Annotated in this window: 21 protein-coding genes, 1 tRNA gene and 4 pseudogenes; 6 read left to right on the top strand and 20 right to left on the bottom strand. The window is 32.6% G+C overall.

Annotated features, from left to right (window positions below; translation table 11 throughout):
- The first annotated feature begins 6 nt into the window (after positions 1–6).
- From AZF37_RS11895 to AZF37_RS13480, 3 genes and pseudogenes are all read left to right on the top strand, one after another.
- On the top strand, positions 7–243 hold the full coding sequence (locus AZF37_RS11895; RefSeq protein WP_245611947.1) for a Rossmann-fold NAD(P)-binding domain-containing protein: 237 nt from the start codon (positions 7–9) through the stop codon (positions 241–243).
- A gap of 123 nt (positions 244–366) precedes the next feature.
- Positions 367–636, top strand: a pseudogene (locus AZF37_RS11900) (NAD(P)-dependent oxidoreductase); the annotation flags it as partial.
- Positions 637–717: 81 nt separating this feature from the next.
- A pseudogene (locus AZF37_RS13480) lies at positions 718–1,381 on the top strand (L-fuculose-phosphate aldolase).
- A gap of 83 nt (positions 1,382–1,464) precedes the next feature.
- On the opposite strand, the gene AZF37_RS08460 reads toward AZF37_RS13480, so the two are convergent.
- From AZF37_RS08460 to uvrA, 11 genes are all read right to left on the bottom strand, one after another.
- A complete protein-coding gene (locus AZF37_RS08460) occupies positions 1,465–1,842 on the bottom strand; it encodes a PH domain-containing protein (RefSeq protein WP_088370395.1) in 378 nt (125 codons plus the stop codon).
- Between the two features lie 3 nt (positions 1,843–1,845).
- Positions 1,846–2,061 (bottom strand): hypothetical protein, encoded by a 216-nt coding sequence (locus AZF37_RS10705; RefSeq protein WP_162474023.1) that lies wholly within the window; start codon positions 2,059–2,061, stop codon positions 1,846–1,848.
- A 247-nt stretch (positions 2,062–2,308) separates the two neighbouring features.
- Positions 2,309–2,647: a CPBP family intramembrane glutamic endopeptidase gene (locus AZF37_RS08470; RefSeq protein WP_162474024.1), complete on the bottom strand. Its 339-nt coding sequence runs from the start codon at positions 2,645–2,647 to the stop codon at positions 2,309–2,311.
- Positions 2,644–2,850 (bottom strand): hypothetical protein, encoded by a 207-nt coding sequence (locus AZF37_RS10710; RefSeq protein WP_162474025.1) that lies wholly within the window; start codon positions 2,848–2,850, stop codon positions 2,644–2,646. Before AZF37_RS10710 ends, AZF37_RS08470 begins: the two co-directional genes overlap by 4 nt.
- A gap of 23 nt (positions 2,851–2,873) precedes the next feature.
- The gene (locus AZF37_RS08475) at positions 2,874–3,152 is read right to left on the bottom strand and encodes a hypothetical protein (protein ID WP_088370398.1); all 279 of its coding nucleotides are present in this window, start codon (positions 3,150–3,152) and stop codon (positions 2,874–2,876) included.
- A 17-nt stretch (positions 3,153–3,169) separates the two neighbouring features.
- Positions 3,170–4,033, bottom strand: coding sequence for a DNA-binding protein WhiA (gene whiA / locus AZF37_RS08480; protein WP_162474026.1), 864 nt, complete (start codon positions 4,031–4,033; stop codon positions 3,170–3,172).
- Positions 4,023–4,907, bottom strand: a complete 885-nt coding sequence (rapZ, locus tag AZF37_RS08485) for an RNase adapter RapZ (RefSeq protein ID WP_088370400.1) — start codon at positions 4,905–4,907, stop codon at positions 4,023–4,025. The genes whiA and rapZ overlap by 11 nt, the downstream gene beginning before the upstream one ends.
- A gap of 15 nt (positions 4,908–4,922) precedes the next feature.
- Complete coding sequence (locus AZF37_RS08490; RefSeq protein ID WP_088370401.1) at positions 4,923–5,651, bottom strand: PHP domain-containing protein; 729 nt, start codon at positions 5,649–5,651, stop codon at positions 4,923–4,925.
- A gap of 32 nt (positions 5,652–5,683) precedes the next feature.
- Complete coding sequence (locus AZF37_RS08495) at positions 5,684–6,490, bottom strand: Cof-type HAD-IIB family hydrolase (RefSeq protein ID WP_088370402.1); 807 nt, start codon at positions 6,488–6,490, stop codon at positions 5,684–5,686.
- Positions 6,477–8,294: an excinuclease ABC subunit UvrC gene (gene uvrC, locus AZF37_RS08500; RefSeq protein ID WP_088370403.1), complete on the bottom strand. Its 1,818-nt coding sequence runs from the start codon at positions 8,292–8,294 to the stop codon at positions 6,477–6,479. The genes AZF37_RS08495 and uvrC overlap by 14 nt, the downstream gene beginning before the upstream one ends.
- Positions 8,272–11,121: an excinuclease ABC subunit UvrA gene (gene uvrA, locus AZF37_RS08505; RefSeq protein ID WP_088370404.1), complete on the bottom strand. Its 2,850-nt coding sequence runs from the start codon at positions 11,119–11,121 to the stop codon at positions 8,272–8,274. The genes uvrC and uvrA overlap by 23 nt, the downstream gene beginning before the upstream one ends.
- Before the next feature lie 138 nt (positions 11,122–11,259).
- Here uvrA and AZF37_RS08510 point away from each other — a divergent pair, with 138 nt between their 5' ends.
- Positions 11,260–12,525, top strand: a complete 1,266-nt coding sequence (locus AZF37_RS08510) for a glycosyltransferase family 2 protein (protein ID WP_162474027.1) — start codon at positions 11,260–11,262, stop codon at positions 12,523–12,525.
- Positions 12,526–13,621: 1,096 nt separating this feature from the next.
- Here the strand turns inward: AZF37_RS08510 and AZF37_RS08520 are convergent.
- From AZF37_RS08520 to AZF37_RS08545, 5 genes and pseudogenes are all read right to left on the bottom strand, one after another.
- Positions 13,622–13,902 (bottom strand): annotated as a pseudogene (locus AZF37_RS08520) (DUF3021 domain-containing protein).
- A 107-nt stretch (positions 13,903–14,009) separates the two neighbouring features.
- A complete protein-coding gene (locus AZF37_RS08530; RefSeq protein WP_088370409.1) occupies positions 14,010–14,246 on the bottom strand; it encodes a hypothetical protein in 237 nt (78 codons plus the stop codon).
- A gap of 116 nt (positions 14,247–14,362) precedes the next feature.
- Positions 14,363–15,889 carry a RecQ family ATP-dependent DNA helicase gene (locus AZF37_RS08535; RefSeq protein ID WP_172793108.1) on the bottom strand — a complete coding sequence of 509 codons (1,527 nt, stop codon included), beginning with the start codon at positions 15,887–15,889 and terminating at the stop codon, positions 14,363–14,365.
- Between the two features lie 7 nt (positions 15,890–15,896).
- Positions 15,897–18,020: a heavy metal translocating P-type ATPase gene (locus tag AZF37_RS08540; protein WP_088370411.1), complete on the bottom strand. Its 2,124-nt coding sequence runs from the start codon at positions 18,018–18,020 to the stop codon at positions 15,897–15,899.
- Positions 18,014–19,294: a hypothetical protein gene (locus tag AZF37_RS08545; RefSeq protein ID WP_162474029.1), complete on the bottom strand. Its 1,281-nt coding sequence runs from the start codon at positions 19,292–19,294 to the stop codon at positions 18,014–18,016. Before AZF37_RS08545 ends, AZF37_RS08540 begins: the two co-directional genes overlap by 7 nt.
- A 101-nt stretch (positions 19,295–19,395) precedes the next feature.
- Here AZF37_RS08545 and AZF37_RS08550 point away from each other — a divergent pair, with 101 nt between their 5' ends.
- Entirely contained in the window at positions 19,396–20,283 is an 888-nt protein-coding gene (locus tag AZF37_RS08550) for a diacylglycerol/lipid kinase family protein (RefSeq protein WP_088370413.1), read from the top strand.
- Positions 20,284–20,285: 2 nt separating this feature from the next.
- Here the strand turns inward: AZF37_RS08550 and AZF37_RS11905 are convergent.
- Positions 20,286–20,788 (bottom strand): annotated as a pseudogene (locus AZF37_RS11905) (ECF transporter S component).
- A 127-nt stretch (positions 20,789–20,915) separates the two neighbouring features.
- On the opposite strand from AZF37_RS11905, the gene AZF37_RS10715 reads away from it, so the two are divergent.
- A tRNA-Sec gene (locus tag AZF37_RS10715) sits at positions 20,916–21,013 on the top strand.
- Between the two features lie 44 nt (positions 21,014–21,057).
- Here the strand turns inward: AZF37_RS10715 and AZF37_RS08560 are convergent.
- The 3 genes from AZF37_RS08560 to AZF37_RS08570 all read right to left on the bottom strand — a co-directional run bounded on the left by AZF37_RS08560 (position 21,058) and on the right by AZF37_RS08570 (position 22,292).
- Positions 21,058–21,609, bottom strand: coding sequence for a flavodoxin family protein (locus tag AZF37_RS08560; RefSeq protein ID WP_088370415.1), 552 nt, complete (start codon positions 21,607–21,609; stop codon positions 21,058–21,060).
- 82 nt (positions 21,610–21,691) lie between these two features.
- Complete coding sequence (locus tag AZF37_RS08565; RefSeq protein WP_088370416.1) at positions 21,692–22,105, bottom strand: single-stranded DNA-binding protein; 414 nt, start codon at positions 22,103–22,105, stop codon at positions 21,692–21,694.
- A 4-nt stretch (positions 22,106–22,109) separates the two neighbouring features.
- Positions 22,110–22,292, bottom strand: coding sequence for a DUF951 domain-containing protein (locus tag AZF37_RS08570; protein ID WP_088370417.1), 183 nt, complete (start codon positions 22,290–22,292; stop codon positions 22,110–22,112).
- Positions 22,293–22,480 lie beyond the last annotated feature (188 nt).

Here is a 22,480-nt window from a genome sequence, read left to right on the forward strand (position 1 = left end):
ATAGGAATGAAACAAAAAGTTTGTGTTACTAGACCCATAATTGAAGATGGCATAGACCTTTTAAAAGATTATTTTGATGTAACTGTTAATCCAGAAGAAAAAGATTTATCAAAAGAAGATTTTTTAAAAAATATTAAAGGCTATGATGGTGTTCTCTGCATGTTAACAAGCCCAATAAATCATGAAACATTTGAGGCTGCCCCTTCTGTCAAAGTTTTTTGCAAATTATGCTGTTGGTTTTAAAATAAATATTCTCTACAGCAGCCCTTCAAGAAAACCACAATTTGAAGTAGTTTCTAATGGTAAACACGTCTCTTTAGAAACCCTTATGAAAGAGTCCAGATTTTGTAGTTATTCCACTGCCCTTACTCAGAAACAACTCATCATCTGGTTGGTAAAAAAGAGCTTAGCCTGATGAAACCGATGTCTGTTTTAGTAAATACAGCTCGAGGGCCAATTGTAGATGAAAAAGCATTATACCATGTTTTAAAAGAAAGAAAAATATTTGGCGCTGGATTAGATGTTTATGAAAAAGAACCAATAATGTATCCTGGTCTTAAAAATTTAGAAAATACCGTTCTCTGCCCTCATATTAGCAGTAGTACTTTTGAAAGTAGAAAAACATGGCTATCTTAGCTGCCAAGAGCATTATTGATATTCTCATTTCCAAAAAAGCACCAGATAATTGCTTAAATAAAGAGGTTGTAAAATAAAATTATGTTATTAAAAGAAGAAAGAGAGCAAATTGTATATTATGAAAAAAACTGATTACAGCCAACCTAACAAAAGGCGCTGGCGGGAAACTTAAGTATCTATAATGAAAAAGAAGGTTTAATGGCAATAAAACCCTCTGGCATGGATTATATGGATATTACACCTGAGGATGTAGTTGTTATGGACTTTGAAGGTAATATTCTAGAAAGCAAAAGGAAACCTTCAAGTGAATATCTGCTCCATAAAATCTTCTATGAGCATAGAAAAGATATTAAAAGTGTTGTGTCCATACACACTCAACGTATGCTACAACACTTTCCTGTTTGCAGTGGGATTTACCTGCAATTCATTACTTAATGGCCTTCAGTGGACAAGATAGAGTCCGCTGTACCCCCCCCTTTTTTTTTATGTACCATTTGGTTCCAAAGAGCTCTCAGAACTAGCTTATCATTTTATGGAAAATAGCTATGCTGTACTTTTGGGTAGCCATGGTCTTTTAACTGCAGGGCCTACTATTGATTACGCCTTTAGTGCTACCGAAGAAATAGAGTTCTGTTCTGAGCTTTACTACAGGGCCCAGCAATTAGGAAAACCGAATATACTATCTAAAGAAGAAATAGATATTACAATTAGTCAATTCTCAACCTATGGACAAAAAGTTAAGTAGTACTTATTAGTTCAATCAATATTAAACAAATAAAAACCACCTGAAATTAACCTCAGGTGGTTTTATATATAAATATAAATTCTTTAACCAATAATATATTCTGATAATATTTTCTCGACTTCATGGATATCCAGCTTTTTATTAAATTGCTTAATTAAAGGGTCTCTGGCACTGCCAATATAAATTTTTAATTCAGCATCTGTATCAAGTGAACCTGCAGTGCTGATTGCATAGTGACTAATGCTCTTATAGGGGATTGAGTGATACTCTTCTCTTTTTCCTGTCATTCCTTGTACATCAATAATAATAACGCGCTTATTCGTAAATACAAAAAAATCTCGTGTTAGTTGGTATCCTCTATGAATTTTTTCACACTCACATAAAAAAACACCGATTTTTTCTTGTACTTCTTCCAAAGTCATTTCAGAAGCAACGCCCATAATTCCATCAAATAAACCCATTGACTAGCCTCCTTTTTGATTCTTCTTTGCTATTTTAAAATTTCTTCTTCTTTTGAACCCCCCCCTCATTAAAAAGGATAATATTAAAAACATAACAATGAAGGAAAAAATAAACCAAACCACAATAACAATTATATCCTTGACTTCAAGTAAAGCACTAGGATAACCGAGCATTACGCGAACGCCATATCCTATGCTAAAAATTAATCCAAAAAACACTTGTTAATATACGAATAATTAAATTGCTTTTTCACTTAATTCTTTTTGTGTTTTGCTAAATATCGAATATTTATAATGTAGAAATATGACCCAATTAAAATTGTTAAAATCAATTCAGACATATAGGTTCTAAAAGGAAATGATAAGACAACTCCCTTTATTATAACAGAAATAAAAGTGAGTATAAGTGTTATGTCAAGGACTCTTTTCCAGACAATTAACTCAATTTTTTCCTTTTGATTCTCCATTAAATACTCCTACGCAAATTCTTTTGGCCTTCTTTTATTTTTCTAATAATAAACACAATAAGTGAAACTACAAAAATAGGTAAACCAAATCCTAAAAATAGGTAATTGGTTATCTCTGAAACAGTTCCTCCCAAAGCATAGCCTAAAATAACAATAGTACTATTATACACCCCATGGAAAATAAAAGGAATCCAAATAGATTTCGTCTTATATACTAAATAAGCCAATACAAGACCTAGACAAAACCCTACCATTCCTTGTAATAAATTAAGATGAATAAGTCCAAATAAAAGAGCTGATATTATTGCAGCAGACCAAAAAGAAAAACCTTTTTTCAATTCATGAAAAACTGCCCCCCCCGCATTATAATTTCTTCTGCTAATGGACCAATAATGCCAATAATAAGAATCCCAACAATAGGACCGCCCGTCGTTGCCAATGCGTTTATAGATTCTGCTGTTTCACTAGGCATTAGCTGGTTGAAAAAGGAATCAAAAATACCCTTAAAACCAGTGATTACACCCACCATTCCTAATGCCATGACTACTGTTATAATTGCATCGCCTAACTTAAATTTTTTCTAAAGCCTAATTCTGCAAAGGATAAATGCCTTAATTTTTGAGTCAATAAGATTGTTCCAATCGTTAATAAAGATGCAATAAATAAAGCAGGTATCATCGACATCCCAAGTAATTGATCCACCATATCAAGGGGTGTTCCTTTACTTGTTGTAAAAAGTAATGGCAATAAAATTACCATTACAAGTATGCTAGCAATTAAGCTACAGATAAAATAGGCAACAACATACAACAAAGATATCCCAATTCTTTTCCATTTTTCCACTTACTACACAACCCTTCCTAAAGTTCTTCAGCTAACGCCTCAATTTTCTTAAGACGATAATCGACAGCAGATTTTTTCAAATTCGGTGATACTAAAGAGCCTAACTCTGCTAGCGGTAAATAAGGGTGTTCAAGCCTTAAATAGGCAAGTTCTCTTAAATTTACAGGTATATTATCGAGTCCAATTTTCGCCTTAATTAGCTCTATAGCCCTTACTTGGCGACCTGCAGCCTCTATGGTTTTATCTAAATTAGCTAAATCCAGATTATTTCTTCTATTAACTATATTCTTCATTTCTTTGATAACTCGAGTTTCTTCAAATTCAAACATACCCGAATAAGCTCCAATAACTTTTAAAAAGTCACTAATCATTTCTCCATTTTTAACATAAAGAAAATAGTTTTGTTTACGGATAATCCCCTTTGGCTCAATTTTAAATGCCATTAGTTGTTCCTTAAGCATAATAAATATCGGAAATGTAGGGCACCTAAATTCCAAATGATAACCTTTCTTAGGATTTGTGATAGAACCTCTAGCTAAAAAAGCTCCTCTTAAAAATGCCTTTTTATCATTTAATTCAGGAAATTTGTAATTAAGATTAAAAAAAATTTCATCAGGCACATAAACAGCTATTCTATAAAAAACTTTTTTAAACTGCCCTTTATATTGAACTTTAAAGGCATATTTTTCTGGGAAAAATAATTTTAAAAGCATTATTAACTTTCTAGACACCCCTGTGTTATCAGTATAAAAAGTCACTAAATCAGGTCTTTCATATTCACCAATCATATAGAAAAAGGAAAGAAGTTCAGCCTTTTTTTCAGATTCTTCTTCCCCGATTATTCCTGTTATCTGTTGTTTTAAGTCTTGGCTAAAAGACATTTTCCTGATCTCCTTTACCATAGCGCCAGAGCTCTCTATGATATAGAAACTTTTTAATTCCCTCACCTTCAAGTTGCCTATTTAATGCTCTACTAATAGCAACAGAACGGTGTTGTCCACCAGTACAACCTACAGCAATTACTAATTGCCGTTTACCTTCTACTTTGTATTTAGGTATTAAAAATTCTAGCAAATCAATATACTTTTTTAAGAAAACCTGAGTTTCTTCAAAAGAGAGAACATAGTCTTCAACTTCTTGTTCTTCCCCAGTCAAAGGTCGCATATCTTCAATATAATAAGGGTTTGGTAAAAAACGAACATCAATTACTAAGTCTGCATCCATTGGCAACCCATATTTAAAGCCAAAAGAATATAGTGTAATGAGAAATTCAGGAATTTCAGTTTCTCGAATCATAAAGTCAATTATTCTTCTACACTGAGCAGTGGAAATATTTGTTGTGTCAATAATACGGTCTGCATTTTCTCGAACATCAGATAGAAGCTCTCGTTCTTTTTTAATTGCCGCAACAATATCTCCTTCTGTATCTTCAATTAATGGATGACGACGACGGGTTAATTTATAGTGGGTAACAATAGATCGATTAGCAGCTTCCATAAATATTACTTCATAATTAATTTCTTTTTCATCTAATGCTCGGATAGCTTCATTAAATTCTCCTAAGAATTTGCCTCCTCTTATATCAATGGCTACTGCAAGACGATCTAAATCATTATTTGTTTCAAATGCATCCACTAAAGATTGTAGTAAGTAAGGAGGAAAGTTATCAATACAAAAATAACCCACATCTTCTAAATAATTCATTACATGAGTTTTTCCAGCGCCACTTAAACCAGAAATAATAAATAATCTCAATGGTTTTTTTCCACTTTAAATCGTCCTTTCTTCTTTTCTAATTTTTAAAAACAATTCTAGCTGCTCTAAGGAGTTCGTTATAATTTTATCTTTTGGATAATTAACCGCTTCAAGCAAATTAGTTGATTGGTCAATTTCTCCTACACTTAAATAAAAGTGAGAGTCGCTTCCAGCAGTAATATAGACACCTTTTTCTTTTGCAATTTCTAACATTTTTCTAGTATTAGGCGCACAATTTTTTCTAACAGTTCCTTTTAGCGATGTATTATTCACCTCTAAAGCCACCTTATATTCCACAGCTCCATCGCATAAAGCCTCATAATCTAACTCAAATGTAGGATCATCTGGATGAGCAACTGCATCAATATAGCCCATAGCCATGGCATTAATAATAGCTTCAGTATTTTCTTTTTTATTTCTTGGCAAAATGCAAATACTGTGCAGAGCGCCTAATATATATTCAACTGAATTACTATATTCAAGAGGTAAATCCGTTCTACCCATATTATCTATAATATTGGCTTCAAAGCCATGTACAATTCTAATATTGCCAACATAGTTAGGAACAGCAGAACTCATATTGACTACATGAAAAGGATCTTTAGGAACCCCAGGCATCGTTGGACCATGGTCAGTAATTCCAATTGCTGTCAATCCTCTAGCTTCTGCCTGATCTATATTTTCCTTTACTGTGCTGTAGGCATGTCCTGATAAAATAGTATGGGTATGTAAATCAATTTTCATCTGTTCACCAGCCTTCTTCCCAATTATATCACCTAGAATAAAAATTGTGAAATAGCATAAGCTACCCCACTTTCATTATTGTCCTTAGTAATAAAATAGCCTTTATCACGAAGACTCTCTATACCATTACCCATTAAAACAGGATACCCGACAGTCTCAAGCATTTCAGCATCATTTAAGTTATCACCTACAGCCATCATCTCAGATGGATCAATACCTAAAGTCTCACCTAATTTTTCTAAAGCTTTTCCTTTATTGACATCTTTATGACCAATTTCTAAGAAGAAATCAAAAGATTTTGCGAAATAAATATCATCACCATAGAGTGCCGCTTCTTCTGTTAATAAAGAATTAACCTGCTCTGGAGAACCAATACCAACCATTTTTGTTACTTCTCTTGGTTCTAAAAAAGATTCAATATTTTGGGTCTTAAGAAGAGTATAAGGGACTCTTGTATGTTCTGCATAATCTGCAATATAGGGATTACCTTCAATACTAAATAATGCATCATCAGTATAAATATTAGGTTGCAAACCATATTTTATTAACTTATTAAATATAATTAACTTATCTGATGATGGCAAACCTTGATGATATAGCGTTTTACCATCATTTAATTCCCTTATCAAGGCCCCATTATATGTAATAATAGGCATTCTATCTTTAAATAAATAACCAAAATTTTTAGCACTTCTGTACATTCTACCAGTACAAAGAATTACCTGTACACCTTGCCTAGTCGCCTTAGCAATAGATTCTTGAACCTCTTTAGTTACTGCCCCTTCATCAGTTAACATTGTGCCATCAATATCCAAGGCAATTAATTTAATTTTTCTCATCTCCGATAATATCCTTAACCCTTTCTCCCAGTTGTTGGTTTCCAATAACTGCAACTATTTCTTCGACACTTGCTTTGCGAATACCGCTAACACTGCCAAAGGCTTGTAATAAATCTTTCTTCCTCTTTGGACCAACCCCTTCAATTTCATCAAAAATTGAAGCTGTCATTGAATCATCCCTTTGTTGTCTGTGAAAAGTAATAGCAAAACGGTGAGCTTCATCACGAATCCTCTGAACCAAATAGAAGCTTTCTGACTGCCTCGGTAAAACAATAGGATCCAATTCATCTTCCTTAAATAAAAGTTCTTCTCTTTTTGCTAAACCAAATGTTGCAACATGAGATAAACCCAATTTTTTCAATATTTTTCGAGCACTTGATAGCTGACCTTTGCCACCATCAATAACAAGTAAATCAGGTAAAATATTAAACCCTTCTTTATCCTTCCCAAAATTTTTAAATCTTCTTTCGAGGACTTCTTCCATAGATTTAAAATCATCAGGACCATCAACTGTTCTAATTTTAAACTTTCTATACTGTCCTTTATCAGGTACCCCATCAGTAAAAACAACCATACTAGCCACTGTGTGACTGCCTTGAATATGGCTAATATCATAACATTCTATTCGCTTTGGAATTTTTTGTAATTTTAAAAAGTTTTTTAAACCCTCAAGACTCTGTTTTCTTTTTTCTTCTTCACGTTTTTTAAGAGCCTTCTTTTGCTCATAGTTTTCTTTAGCATTATCATATGCCAATCGAATCAAAGCTTTTTTCTCACCTTTTTGAGGCACTACTAAATCCGCTTTTTTCTTTCTTTTTATAGAAAAAAGGTGCTCTAAATTTTCCATGCCCTCTATTTTAAATGGCAATAAAATTTCTCTTGGCACTAAATGTCCATAATAATACTGTTCTAAAAAAGCCTTTAAAACATCTTCTTTAGCCTCTCCTTTTAAGTGATCGAGAAAATAGCTTTCTTTATCAATAACTTTACCTTCTCTTATAAAGAATATGACTGCACTTGTAACGCCAGCACCTTCATAAAAGCCAATAACATCCCTACTATTTAAATCCTTTACATCCATACGTTGAGTTTCAATTACTCTATTAATTGCATTTACCTGATCTCTAATTTTAGCCGCTTTCTCAAAAGCCATTTCTTCAGAGGCTTTTTTCATTTCAACTTTCAAATGCCTTAACAGACTTTTTTCTTTGCCAGTCAAAAATAATACCACATCATTAATAATTTCCGCATATTCTTTTTCAGATATATAGCCTACACAAGGTGCAAAGCAACGTTTAATTTGATAATTTAAACAGGGTCTAAAACGATGCTTCAATTCATGATCAGAACAACTTCTCAAGGTAAAAACAGATTCAATAATTTTAATGACTTCCCGCATATTTGTCGTATTGGTGTAAGGACCAAAATAAAGAGCACTGTCTTTTTTACGGCGCCTAACAACTTCAAGTCTTGGAAAAGGGTGGTCCGTCCTTATTTTCAAATAAGGATAATTTTTATCATCCCTCAGTAAAATATTATATTTTGGCTTCTTTTCCTTAATTAAATTACACTCTAAAACAAGGGCTTCTAATTCACTTTCAGTTACAGTAAACCTAAAGTCTCTAATTTGCTTTACTAAGGCTTCTGTTTTAGCATCTTTTTTACCTTTAAAATAACTAGAAACTCTATTCTTTAAATTAATAGACTTACCTACATAAATAACTTTACCATTTTCATCTAGCATTTCATAAACACCAGAAGATTTAGGTAATAGATTTAACTTATTTTGAATTTTGTCCTCCATAAGGACTGCCTCCTAAGACTTTCTTTAAATACTGCCCTGTATAAGACCCTTTTACTTCTGCCACTTCCTCTGGTGTTCCAGAAGCAATTAAGAGTCCACCTCCCGTACCACCTTCTGGTCCTAAATCCAAAATATAGTCTGCAGTTTTAATAACATCTAAATTATGTTCAATAACCACTATAGTATTTCCACCATCTGTTAAGCGCTGTAATACATGAAGTAATTTTTCAATATCAAAAAAATGTAACCCAGTAGTTGGCTCATCTAAAATGTACATGGTTTTCCCTGTACTTCTTTTAGATAATTCTGAAGCCAATTTAATTCTCTGTGCTTCACCACCAGATAAGGTCGTTGCAGGTTGTCCCATTTGCACATAAGATAAACCTACTTCTATTAGGGTTTCCAGTTTCTTTTTAATCCTTGGTAGATTTCCAAAGAAATAGTAAGCCTCTTCAATGGTCATATTTAGAATATCTGCAATACTTTTGCCTCTGTATTTAATATCTAAAGTCTCCCGATTGTATCTTTCTCCGCCACAGACTTCACAAGGTACATAAACATCAGGTAAAAAGTGCATTTCAATTTTTATAATCCCATCACCTTGACAATTTTCACAACGGCCTCCTTTAACATTAAAACTAAAACGGCCTGCCTTGTAACCCCTAGCTTTAGCCTCTTTTGTGGAAGCAAATAATTCCCTAATTAAATCAAAAGTTCCTGTATAAGTAGCTGGATTTGAGCGTGGTGTTCTACCGATTGGAGATTGGTCAATATTAATTATTTTATCAATATGTTCAATGCCTTCAATACTAGTATGCAACCCTGCTCTTTCTTTTCTTCTATTCAGCGTTTTGCCTAAGCTTTTATATAAAATATCATTAATCAAAGTACTTTTACCACTGCCAGAAACACCTGTAACACAAGTCATTGTTCCAAGAGGAATAGAGACATCAATTTTTCGCAGATTATTTTCCCGGGCTCCTTTAATCGTAATATATTCATCTCTTCCTTTTCGTCTCTCAACAGGTACTTCAATTTTTCTTTTTCCTGACAAGTATTCCCCTGTTATCGAGCCCTTTGTTTTAGCAACCTTTTCCGGTGTCCCAAGGGCTACAATTTCTCCACCTTGTTTACCTGCTCGCGGTCCAATATCAACGAGAACATCTGATGCCCACATGGTTTCCTCATCATGCTCAACAATTATAAGTGTATTACCAATATCTCTTAAATGCATTAATGCTTCAATTAATTTAGTATTATCTCTCTGGTGTAAACCAATACTAGGTTCATCAAGAATATAGAGAACCCCTACAAGCCCTGAACCTATTTGGGTTGCTAATCGAATACGCTGAGCCTCTCCACCTGACAATGTAGTGGCACTTCTATTCAATGTTAAATAGTTTAAGCCTACATTATTTAGAAATGTTAATCGTGATTTAATCTCCTTTAAAATTTGATAAGCAATTTTTTCATTTCGCGAGCTTAATTCTAAAGTATTAAAAAATGTTAAAGCATCTTCAATGGAAAAAGCAATTAATTCAGCAATATTTTTATTATCAACATAAATAGAAAGTGCTTCCTTTCTTAAACGCTGGCCTTGACAGACTTCACAGTCTTTAATCTCCATATAGCCTTCAATTTCTTGGCGAATGCCTTCACTGTTGGTTTCCCTGTAGCGACGACGCAATTTAGGAATAATCCCTTCAAATGGCTTTGTAAAAGTCCACCCTCTACCTGACTGAGGTTTATACTCGAATGTTATTTTTTCTTTAGTACCATTTAAGATAGCTTCTCTAGCTTTTTTAGGAATTTTTTCAAAAGGTTCATCTAGACTAAAACCAAAATGATTTGCTAACCTCTTTAAAAAAGCAGGATAATATTCACTGCTTTTAGAATTCCATGGTCCAACATTAATAGCCCCTTCATTAATTGATAGCTTGGGATCAGGAATAATCAGCTCCTCTGCAAAGTTTTGTTTAAAACCAAGTCCAGTACACTCTGGACAACTACCAAAAGGACTATTAAAAGAAAAGAGGCGAGGCTCTACTTCCTCAATAGTTGCACCGCATTCTAAACATACAAAATTTTCACTAAAAAGCATCTCTTCTCCATCTACAATAGATACAAGAGCAATACCTTCTCCTAATTTTAAAGCAATTTCAAAGGAGTCGGCAAGACGCCTTTCAAGTCCCTCTTTAATAATTAATCTATCAATAACAGCTTCAATTGTGTGTTTTTTATTTTTATCTAAAACAATAGGTTCTGATGTTTCCATCATTTCTCCATCAACACGCACTCTTACGTATCCATCTTTTTTTAATTTTTCAAATAGCTTTATATACTCTCCTTTTCGACCTCGAACTAAAGGAGCCAAAATCATTAATTTTGTTCCCTCTTCTAAAGCCATCACTTTATCTACCATTTGAGAAATAGTTTGTTTGCTTATTTTTGCACCGCAATTGGGACAGAACACATCACCAATACGTGCATATAATAAACGAAGATAATCGTAAATCTCTGTTACTGTACCCACTGTTGAGCGGGGATTTCTACTTCCCTGTTTTTGATCAATTGAAATAGCTGGTGACAATCCTTCAATAGATTCAATATCAGGCTTTTCCATCTGTCCTAAAAATTGTCTTGCATAAGAAGACAAAGACTCTACATAACGTCTTTGTCCTTCTGCATATATTGTATCAAAGGCTAAAGATGTTTTCCCTGACCCTGATACGCCTGTCATTACAATCATTTTGTCTCGAGGTAATTCTATATCTATATTTTTTAAATTATTTTCTTTAGCGCCTTTAATAATAATTTTGTCTTTCATAATTAGTTTATGCTACTCCCATTCTGTTTATATTCTACCTCTATTTTAGCATATTTCAGCTCTTTTCTCTAGAAATTGAGAGGCATTTATGATATGCTTATGGAATAAAATGGTATGTTTATGTTCGGAGGAATTATTATGATAAAAGAAATGTTACCTTCTATCGCCTATAGTATTTTGCAAATCTATATGATAATAGTTACCAGTTATTTTGTCGTAACTGGCATTCTAGGTTTTAGGAAACCAAAACAATTGCCTAATGTGGAACCAAACAAAAGGTTCCTTATTCTTGTGCCTGCACATAATGAGGCATCTGTTATTGGAGGAATTGCGGAAAACTTAAAGCACCTTGATTATCCAGATGAACTTTATGATGCTATTATTATTGCAGATGGCTGTACAGATGATACAGCAACTATTGTAAGAAAAATCGGACTAAAAGCACTTGAGCATACTTACTTACCTGGAGAACACAAAGGAAAACCTTATGCAATCCGCTATGCATTAGAGCAAATTAGCGATTATGAAGCCCGTTATGATGGGGTCTGTATTTGTGATGCTGATAACTTAGTATCATTAAACTTCCTAAAAGAAATGAATAAACATCTTTCTGCAGGACAGCAACTAGTACAATGTTACTTAGATACAAAAAACCCAATGGGCAACTGGGTATCATTATCCTTTGCAACTAACTTCTACTATATGAATCGTTCTTGCCAATTAGCTAGAACCCACTGGAAACTAGGTGCTTCTCTTGGCGGAACCGGCTTTTGTATTGGAACTAAACTTCTTAAAAAGATTGGCTGGACTGCCAACTCATTAACAGAAGACTTAGAATTCCAAATTCAAACAGTACTAGGTGGCGAAAAAGCCCATTGGTGTCACACCGCTAGAGTCTATGATGAAAAACCAACATCTTTTAAAGCGTCATGTGAACAAAGAAGCCGTTGGGCTAGAGGACATTGGGAATTAATTTTCAAATTTGCTCCATCTCTATTAGTTAAAGCCATTAAAGAAAGAAGCATTATTGCCTTAGATACTCTTTTTTATAGCTTAAATCCACTCCATATGTTAGTAGGTGGAATTATGATGGTTTTTGGAGCAATAGCGCTTGCAGTAGGTTATCCTCTAAACAGTTTAATTCCCATTCACCCTATGATTCGGAATATTCTAATGATAATACCATATATTTTAATTGTTTTTTCAATTCTAAAGGATGTACAAAAACCAAAACTTAAGTTGCTAGGTGCTATTGCAATGCCAATTTTCAACTTAACTTATATTCCAATTGTTTTTTGGGCATTACTCACAAGAAAAAACAGAATATGGAAAAGAACAGAACATTCAAAAAACATTGCTTTAGATTTAGAATTAGATGCAATTAAAGTCAAAAATAAAAACTAAAAAATTTTCAAATAAAGGCAAAGGCATTAAAAAGTTAAGAATCAAGCACTCACTGTGAGTGCTTTTTTTATTACAAAATACAAGAAAATAACAGCGCCTCTATGGCATCTACAGATACGGCAAATGTAATAGAAAATAAATGTATCTAAAATGCGAAAGAGACTCTCATGTTTTATTTAACAAAACCTATATTGGCTATGCCTATTGTATTATGTAGCCAGGGGGAATACTTTATGAAAAGTAAAATTCAAGCCGCACTAATAAATTTGATTTATAACTGTTTTGCATCAGTTGCCTACGCCATCTTAATTATAGATACTATTAATTTTTTCCATATTTTCAAGGGGGTAATAATCTCAATGCAATTCTTGTTAGCTCCTTTATTGTCTGGGGTATGTTTTTCATTACCTTAACAGGAGCTAAAAACACCAGTATCTTAAATATCATTGGCACTACCGGCAAGCTTTTGCCTTAGGTGTTTTTATTGTATTCATGTTAACTATTTTAAAGCCTCTGCATTTTTACAGATTTTGGGGATGTAAAAGACAGCATTGCTTTAAATGCAACCTTAATCGGTTTTCTAGTTACACTGTTACTCTATGCAATTGTATCCTTACTCCCTCTTGGCATCTAGCACTAGCCATTATTATGCTTGATAAATTGGGAGCCTAGGGTGAAATCTTGATGTTAGTAACAGCTATCGTTGTTCAGCTTATTTTACTACTCTCCTACTTTGCTACTTAATCTCCGCCCTATATTTATTACAAATTATTGTTCATAAACAGTATCCATAAAAATATTTACTAATAAAACAAATCCATTAATAACGGTAATTTTAGGTAGTCTATATGATATCTGGCTTATTTTTGCAGCAGGTATTAAATTACATGATTATAGCTTGTATTGTCTATACTATCGGTATCCACATTATATTATTGCCAGTAAATAAAACAACCCCAAAAACCTATTTTTAATTCTTATGAAAAAGTTTTTGTTGCTCTCATTATTATTGCTGCTATTGCTAATCTATTTTATACGATTGCCAATGGTTCTTCATTGGTTAAATAAATAAAAAAAGAAAAGGGGTATGATTAAATCATACCCCTTTTCTTGAATTTTTTACACCTTCATTAAGATTCTTAATTTTGTGCTTCCAATAAAAATATTGAATAAACCAAATCGCAATATAAAACAGTAAAAAAATAACTAAATATATTGCAATGGAAATGGCCTTAGTAGAAAGCCATCCTGCCCATAAACTAACTGGTAAGAAATTACTATCATAAGCGTGAAGTGAACAATTGTCTGTTTCAATAAACTCCATTCATCTATTGTAAAAATAACAGGAATGGCTCCAAATAAAAAGCCAATACCCATACTCGCTATATAGGAAATGGTTAATATTTCAATAGCCCCAAGAGAAGAAGACAGCTTTACGAAACCCCTTCCCTTAACCAATATTTCCAACTCATAAAAACGCTGCTTTACTTTAAAAATACCTTTTTCAGTCTTAGCAAATACTTTTTCTCCTCACAATAAAAATAATAAATGTCTTTATAATTTAACAAAAACACTTTATTGTCTCTATGACCAAAAATTTTATGATTGCCTTCACCATTTAAAGAAGCAATAGCACGGCTTACTTCTTCTGTTACCTCTTCTGTATAAATAACTGCATAAGGTGGTACAGCATCTTCCTTAATTTTTACACTAACCTCCATGGATAGTCCTCCTCACTCAACACATATGTTCTATATAAAAGAATACACAAAAACAACCCTTTATACAATTGAAATGAGACCATCGGTTCATTTCAGAGGATAAAAGGTTGTAAAAATTAATGTTCTTCTTTTTTAATAATATAAATTGGTTCTTTTTCTTTTAATGCAGTAATAGCTTTTGGCAAAAGAGCTAATGCATTGTTTTTGTCTTGTTTCAAATACCCCCCTATAAGTAGTTCATCAATTAACAAACGAATTTCTTTATCAGTAACTTTTTTCATTAAACCAAATACAGATAATTTATTTAAACCATTTTCTTTTATCTTCTTAATATTCTTACCTTTTAAAACATCAATTAAAATAGCTTGGCTATATTGTTTTTTCAAATAATATGCTGCTGATAATATTTTTTGAGCCTCCGTGGTTTTATCTACTTTAGGGAATTTACTTCTGCAATTACCACAGTTACCACAAGGTTCTATAGGTTCATTAAAATGATTTAAAATAAAAGCACGATAACAACGCTTTGTATGGACATAAGAAACCATTTCTTTAATCCATTCCTCTTTCTCCTTTAGGCGCCACCGAAAATAAGCTCTTTGCTTTGATAAAAAATTTTGAATAGGTACATCTTTTGGTCCAAAAAGTAAAATACATTCACTTTCTTTTCCATCTCTGCCTGCTCTGCCAATTTCTTGGTAGTAGGCTTCCATACTACTAGGCATATTATAGTGAATTACATAGCGAATATCCTCTTTATCCATACCCATTCCAAAAGCATTAGTAGCAATTAAAACATCATACTCATTGTTAAAAAAAGCAGCTTGAACTTCAGTCCGTTCCCACTTCTTTAAACCAGCATGGTAACCACCAGCTGCAATACCTTTTTTTACTAATTTCTCTGTTATTTTTTCTACATCGTTTCGGGTACTACAATAAACTAACCCCCTATAACCTTTATCTTTAATTAAAACATACTTAAGAACCCATTTTGTTTTATCTTCATACAATTTTACATCCATAAATAAATTTGGACGATCAAAAGAAGTTTTAAACAAAACAGGGTCTTCAAGTCCTAACGAACTATATATCTCTTCTAAGACATTGTCATTTGCTGTTGCCGTAAAAGCAGAAAGAATAGGTTTTTTTGGCATTTTTGCTAATACTTTTCCAATTTTCTTATACTTGGGTCTGAAATCATGACCCCACTGAGATACACAATGAGCTTCATCAATGGCAATATGGTCAATAGGCAATGTTTTTAATAATGGATTAAAGTCTTCTGAAAACAACTTTTCGGGAGATAAGTAGACTACTTTGTACTTTTCTGCCTCTATTTCTTCTAAAGCAATTCTCATTTGTTTAGGTGTCAAGTGACTGGTAATAGCAATCGTTGGTATTCCTCTTTCATTTAAAACACTTACTTGGTCTTCAATTAATGCTACTAAAGGGGAAAGCACTAAAGTCATATTAGGAAAAAAAATACTGGGCAATTGAAAACATAGGGATTTACCTGTTCCTGTAGGTAAAATCCCTATTACATCTTTTCCTTCTAAAATTGTTTTTATAATATCTTCTTGAGGTCCTCTAAAAGCATCATAACCAAAATACGCTTTTAGAGCTCCTCTTAATTCTTCTGTCACTTGATTTTTACTCTCCCTTTTTAGTGAAGAAACTTCTAACACTTTGTGATATTCTAAAGCAATTTAAAATAGTTAATAAAGAAATAGCCAAATCAATTAAAATTGCTATCAACATGACACCTGTTCCAACATAAGCAAACATTGCAGTTAAAATAATCACAACTTTTGTGATTAAGCTAATTACAATATTTTGTTTAATCACAGAATATGTTCTTTTTCCTAATGAAACACTTTCATAAACTAAATTTAAATCCTCTTGAAGCAATACTACATCAGCAATACTGGTTACTTTATCTAAACTCCCTCTTAAATAGGCAAAGCTTACATCAGAGGCTACCATTACGGGTCCATCACTAATGGTATCTCCAATAAATCCTACTGTTTTACCTTTTAAACGAATCTGTTCTTTTCTAACTTTTTCAACTTTCTCCTCAATATTTAAATCGCCATAAATATTTCTGACTTTTAAATCTGCTAAAGCTGAACGAGCACCCATAGGCGTCTCTCCTGTTAAAACAGCAACACGATTCACCTTTAGTTTTTTTAAGTTTTCGATTACTTGAGCTCCTTCTTCTTTTACCTCTTCACTTAATTGAATAGCGCCGACATACTCCCCGTCAACTGCAACATGGGTCAAAGAGCCCTCTTCATCTAAATAAACATCAATATCATTATCATATAGAAAAGATTCACTTCCTGTTAAAATAACTTTATTATCATAAACAGCTACTGTTCCTTTTCCTCTTTCTTCTGTATATTCTGTTAATAAATTTTCATCAACCTTTCCATCACCAGCTTCAAAAGCTTCTTCAATGGCTTGGCCAATAGGATGATTGGATCTGTACTCTCCTACTGCTGCATATGATAAAAGATCATCTTCTTTAGTGTTTTTGTATGGAATCACATTCTCAACTTTATATACACCTGTTGTTAAAATTCCTGTTTTCGTAAAAAATAGTGTTTTAATTTTTCCTAAGGCATCAATGGATCCAACTTCTTTAATAATTAAACCTATTTTCTTACCTAAGCCTAAAGCATAATTATAAGCAATTGGTGTTGAAAGCAGCATAGCCCACGGGCAAGAAACTGCTAAAATAACCAGTCCTTTATAAATAAAAGATTTATCTAAAAATGGCATACCTGTAATTAATGGCCCTAAAAATACAACAAGCAATGCTAAAATAGCAATTATGATTAAATACCATCTACCAATTTTCTCAATAGTTTTAGAAAACACAGATTTTTTAGCCATAGCTTCTTTGATTTTTAAAATCAATGTATTAACAGTTCCTTCATTATAAGGTTTTGTCACAGCAATATGTAATGGTTTTTCAGTATTAATGCCACCGCTTTCCACTGAACTACCTGGTTCAGCAAACATAAAATAACTTTCATTGGAAACAGGACTCATATCAACATTAGACTCCCCTTCAACAATCATGCCATCTAAAGGAATAACTTCACCAGGTCTAATTAAGATAGTATCCCCAACTTGAATTTCTTTTAACGGTATTGGAAAAACCAATGAGTTAGTCACTTTATAAGCAGTGGTAGCTTCTTTATGCAATGTTTCTGATACATCTCTTTCAGTAATTAAGGCCGCTTTCCAGCTTAGAAAATCAGCCGCTAAATAAAGCAACATAACTAACATTGCCTCAATATAATAGCTAAGGGCAAAGGCTCCAACAACAGCTAAAAATATTAGTAAATTCTCATCTAAATGCTTCTTTTTAAAAATACCAATATATACTTTTCTAATTAATACTTTACCACTTAAAATTAATCCAAATAAGTAGCCAATCCATTGAAAGGCTGCTGGTACAAAATAATAAGTTAATACATAGAAAATCAAACCAATACCACATAGTATTAGATTCAAACGGTTAGCTTTTTCAGTTTTAATACCTTCTTTATCCACTATTTTAATTGGTTCCTGGCCATTTAAAAGAATTGTTGCTATTTCTCTTTCAATAAATAGTTCATCAGCATCCTTATCATAAGATACTTTAATCTTTCCTTGGAAACTGCTATAACTGGCTTTTAATACATCCGGCAATCGTTGAATTTCATCAACAGCTCTTAAAACAACTTCTTTATTCCCTTTGTAGTCTATATAATAACTTTTTACCATTTGTCTGACTCCTTATTATTTTCTAACAAAAATGGAATCATCACTCCATTTTGTAATCTCGAATCATTAATTTCCAATGTGGTTTTTTCAAGTTGTGCTCCCGTACTAATATCATACACACAAACAACACTCGTATTCTCCGGACCTTCATAGGCACCTAAAATGCTTCCAATAATAATAAATATTTCATTTAAAAAGTTTTCTCTAGCCTCTTCGTTTTTAGTTTTTTGTTCATAGGCCTGATGAAAAGCATACATTTTACCTTTTTCAATTAAAACATCTTTTAATTGATATTCTTTTTTCTCAACAGTATTAGGAACAATATCAATAGTTTTTGTAATTACTAGATTTTGATCATATTGATAATCTTTTCCAGTAATTGAATGTTTATTGTTTTTCATTATGGTACTAATGTGAAAATTCAAATCATCTACTGCAACTCTATTAAAAATCTCATCTGCCACTATATTTTCTTTCTTTATTTCTGACATAGTCGTTAAATTATAAAACAATACTGTTTCAATATCTTTATTATTATAGGCTAAAGATAAAATATTATCTTTAATTGCTAAACGTTTAGGTGAAGGCTCATTTTTACCTTCAATTGGCATAATAGCTTCATTAATTTTTTCTCCTGTATTTAAATCAAAACCTTCGATTACATATTGATTATCCTTGAGATTTTTTCCTACAATTAAGTAAAGGACATTATCATAAATAAAACCGCTGTCAATCCACTGACCCTTTGTTACATAATCTCTAGTTTCACCATCTGTTCCCTTTTTAACAGAGACTTTTAATTCTTCCGACTCAATAGATTCTTCCTTATAAAAATCCTTATCAATATTATTTGTAATCAATATTGCATAATCACCTGAAATTGATGTGTAGCCAGCTTTAGAGTTTTCCAATAAAGAAGTTCTTCCCATATCAAAACTCTCAATTTTACCTTGTTGAGTAATCAAAGTATTATTTTTTTGTTCTGGATTGCTCAAGAGAATATTTTTTTCAAATTTGGATAAATAACCTTTATCCGACATGCCTTGAGTCAAAAAAAGTTTTTCAACTTGTTTTCCATTTTCACCAAAAACGATACCATAGGCATCATAATTTCTAATATTGCTATAAACTATACAGTATTTACCACTGCTTAAAGACCCAAACTCTCCTTTACTTATTGAGGCCTGAAGCTGGTTTCCCCCAAAGATACCCATAGCAATAAAAAGAATAATGAAAACTAAACTAATTTTAATAATTTTTTTTGTTTCATTCATCTTTTCAAACATATGTTGATTATATCAAATATGAAAAGAGATATAAAGACTTTGAATATAAAATATGATATAATGGCAGCTATACAAGGAGGGTCTTGGTCATGGATTACAAAAATGTCATGCTTATTTATAATAGAGAAGCTGGATCAAATAAAATTGAAAGCGTTCTCCCTCAAATGGTGTTAGCCTATCAAAAAAAAGGATTCTTAATGATTCCTTTTTGTTTAAATATATCTTCAAAAGAAGACATTTTACCTTTATTAAAAAACAATAATTATGCAAAAATCATTATCTCTGGTGGAGATGGTTCAATTAACTCCATTATTTCATTTCTTCTTAGAATTGAAATATTTGTTCCTATTGGCATTCTGCCAGCTGGCACTTGTAATGACCTAGCCAATAGTTTAGGTTTACCTAAAAACATTAAAAAAGCCAGTATGATTCCTTTAAAAAACAAAACTCTACCTATCGATATAGGCAGAGTCAATAATTCTCACTATTTTTTCAGTAGTCTGGCAGGAGGCTATTTTACAGAAATGTCCTATAAGACACCGACTGCTGCTAAAAAAAACTTAAAGCAATTTGCTTATTATTTTAAAACAGCTACTCAATTTTCTAGTTTTAAACCATTTAGCCTTAAAGCAACAATCGATGGTCAAGTTATTGAAAAAGATGTGCTTATGTTTGCTTTTAGTACTGGCACTCAAATAGCAGGATTTAAAAACATAATACACGATGCTTCCCTAAATGATGGAAAACTAGATCTCTTCCTAATAAAAGTTTGTTCCTACTTTGAATTACCAGCAATTCTATTCAACATAATGGCTGGTCAATTCACTGAAAGTAAGTATGTGACTCATTTTCAAGGAGAATCCTTTCATTTAGAAGGCGCTACTGATGTGCCAATTGTATTTGATGGTGATAAAGGCATAAGTCTTCCACTTACTGTCGAGGTAATAAAAGAAAAAATCTCTTTATTTATCCCTTAAATTTATTTTGCCAATAGCTTAAATGGTTTTAAAATAATGGTGGCAACAAGACTGCTTGCAAATACCTGAATACTATTGGTCAATAAGCCAATTAAAGGTGTTATTAAGCTACCATATAAAACAGCTTCAAAAAGGTAATATCCAGGAACTACGGTAATTAACCCAACAATAAAAGCTCCTAAGAAAAATTGAAAGGCAGTACCTTTACTTAATTTTCTGCTATATAAATAAGCAAACAATAAGCTTTGCAAACTATGAATAATTAAACTGGCAATACTATAACGAGCAGCACCAACAACTAAATCAGCAATTGCTGTTCCAATCCCCCTACTAAAAATCCTCCCAAAGGACCTAAAATAGCTCCTAAATATATAAAAGCATCTCCCAAATGAATATAGGCTCCTGGTGGAAAAGGTATGGGAAATCGTAGTATCATAATTGATACTACGATTAAAGCTATTAGTGTTCCAAAAACCGCCATATTCTTAATTGAAATTTTTTTCATTCTTTTTCCCACTTTCTATTAACTTACATTAGTCAGTATAGCATATACCGCAAGTATTCTAAAAGATAGTTATCTTTAAAAGTCTTTATTTTTTCATAAATAAATGCTAGAATATACTAGGCTATGTGGAGGCGGATTAGCTCTGGTGGGCTCCACGGACTTCAAATCCGCTGTGGGGGTGGCGGCCCCATCCCTGGTAGGTTCGATTCCTACCCGCTCCCGCCAAAAAAGAACCTATAAACTAGATGTTTATAGGTTCTTTTTAATAGCTAAATAACTTTCCACAAGTCTTTAATTTCAGCCATTAAAATATCATTTTCCATTATATCAACCTTATCTCGAGTAGCAATATCTTTACTGAACATTAAATTCCAATTTAAGAACCTACAGATGCACTCAAACTGCTCTCTAATTATCCGATACTGAGGATTATCTACTTCACTTGCCCCTACCGTAATTAAACCAATATTCTTTACCATTTTCTTATTAAAGTAGATTTCTTCTTTAGAATAGAATTTATCAATAACCATTTTTAGTTGAGCTGTAATACCCCACCAATACACAGGGGAACCCAGAATAAGTGTATCTGCTTCAAATATTTTCTCTTGTAAGAAAATACCGTCATCTGCCACAACACAAGTTCCGCCATTTCTTCTACAGCCATCACAATTATGACAGGCGCTTAACTTCATTTTTGATATATCATAAAAATCAATTTCCGCATCATTCTTATTTAAACTAATACTTTCTTCCAATAAACTTAAGGCTCTTTTAGTAGTCCCTTTCATTCTTGGACTTCCATTTAATATAAGTAATTTCATTTTATCCTCCTCATTACTATTTAATTCTAAACAAAAGTCTGTTTCAAATATATTGAAACAGACTTTAAATTACTACTACTCTCTAAAACGGAATATCGTCATCTTCTAGGTTCTGAGGTGTAAATGGATCACTAGTTGTTGAAGCATTATTGTTTCCTCCACCACCTACGCCTTTATCTCCCCAGTCTAAGAATACAACTCGAGTTGCTTGAATATCTGTAGTATATACTTTTTGTCCATCTTTTTCATAACTGCCAGTACGGATACTGCCTTCTACTGCAACTAATCTGCCTTTAGCCAAATTATTTGCACATAACTCTGCTTGTTTATCCCAAGTGACAATTCTGATAAAGTCTGCTTGGCTTTCACCTGTTTCTTTATCTTTAAACCCTCTGTCAACAGCCAATGTAAAGTTTGCAACCGCTTTACCATTTGGTGTATAACGCAATTCTGGATCTCTGACTAAACGACCGATTAAAATAACTTTATTAAGCATACTTTCACTCCTTATTCCTAAGTATTTTTTTCACACTTTTTTCAAATTTCTGGCGGGATAACATAACAGAATGCTTGCATTGAGTACACTCAATTCTAAAATCAATTCCTTCTCGAAGGATTTTCCATTCATTGCAACCACAGGGATGTTTTTTCTTCATCGTCACTATCATGCCTTTTCTATACATTCTATTAATCGCCTCCTAGTCATATTGTACCCTATTTTCCCCCTATTCGTCTAGTCCTGTTATCTGACCCAAACAAATACGACAAGGCCTAAATCCCTTTTCTCTGGCTGTTTTCTTTCGCCAAGATTCTTTATAGCCATTTTTCAAATAAAAACAATTACTGTCCAAATTATAAACCTGCTTATAAT

This window comes from endosymbiont 'TC1' of Trimyema compressum (assembly GCF_001584725.1).
In the GTDB taxonomy this organism is placed as follows: Bacteria; Bacillota; TC1; order TC1; family TC1; genus TC1.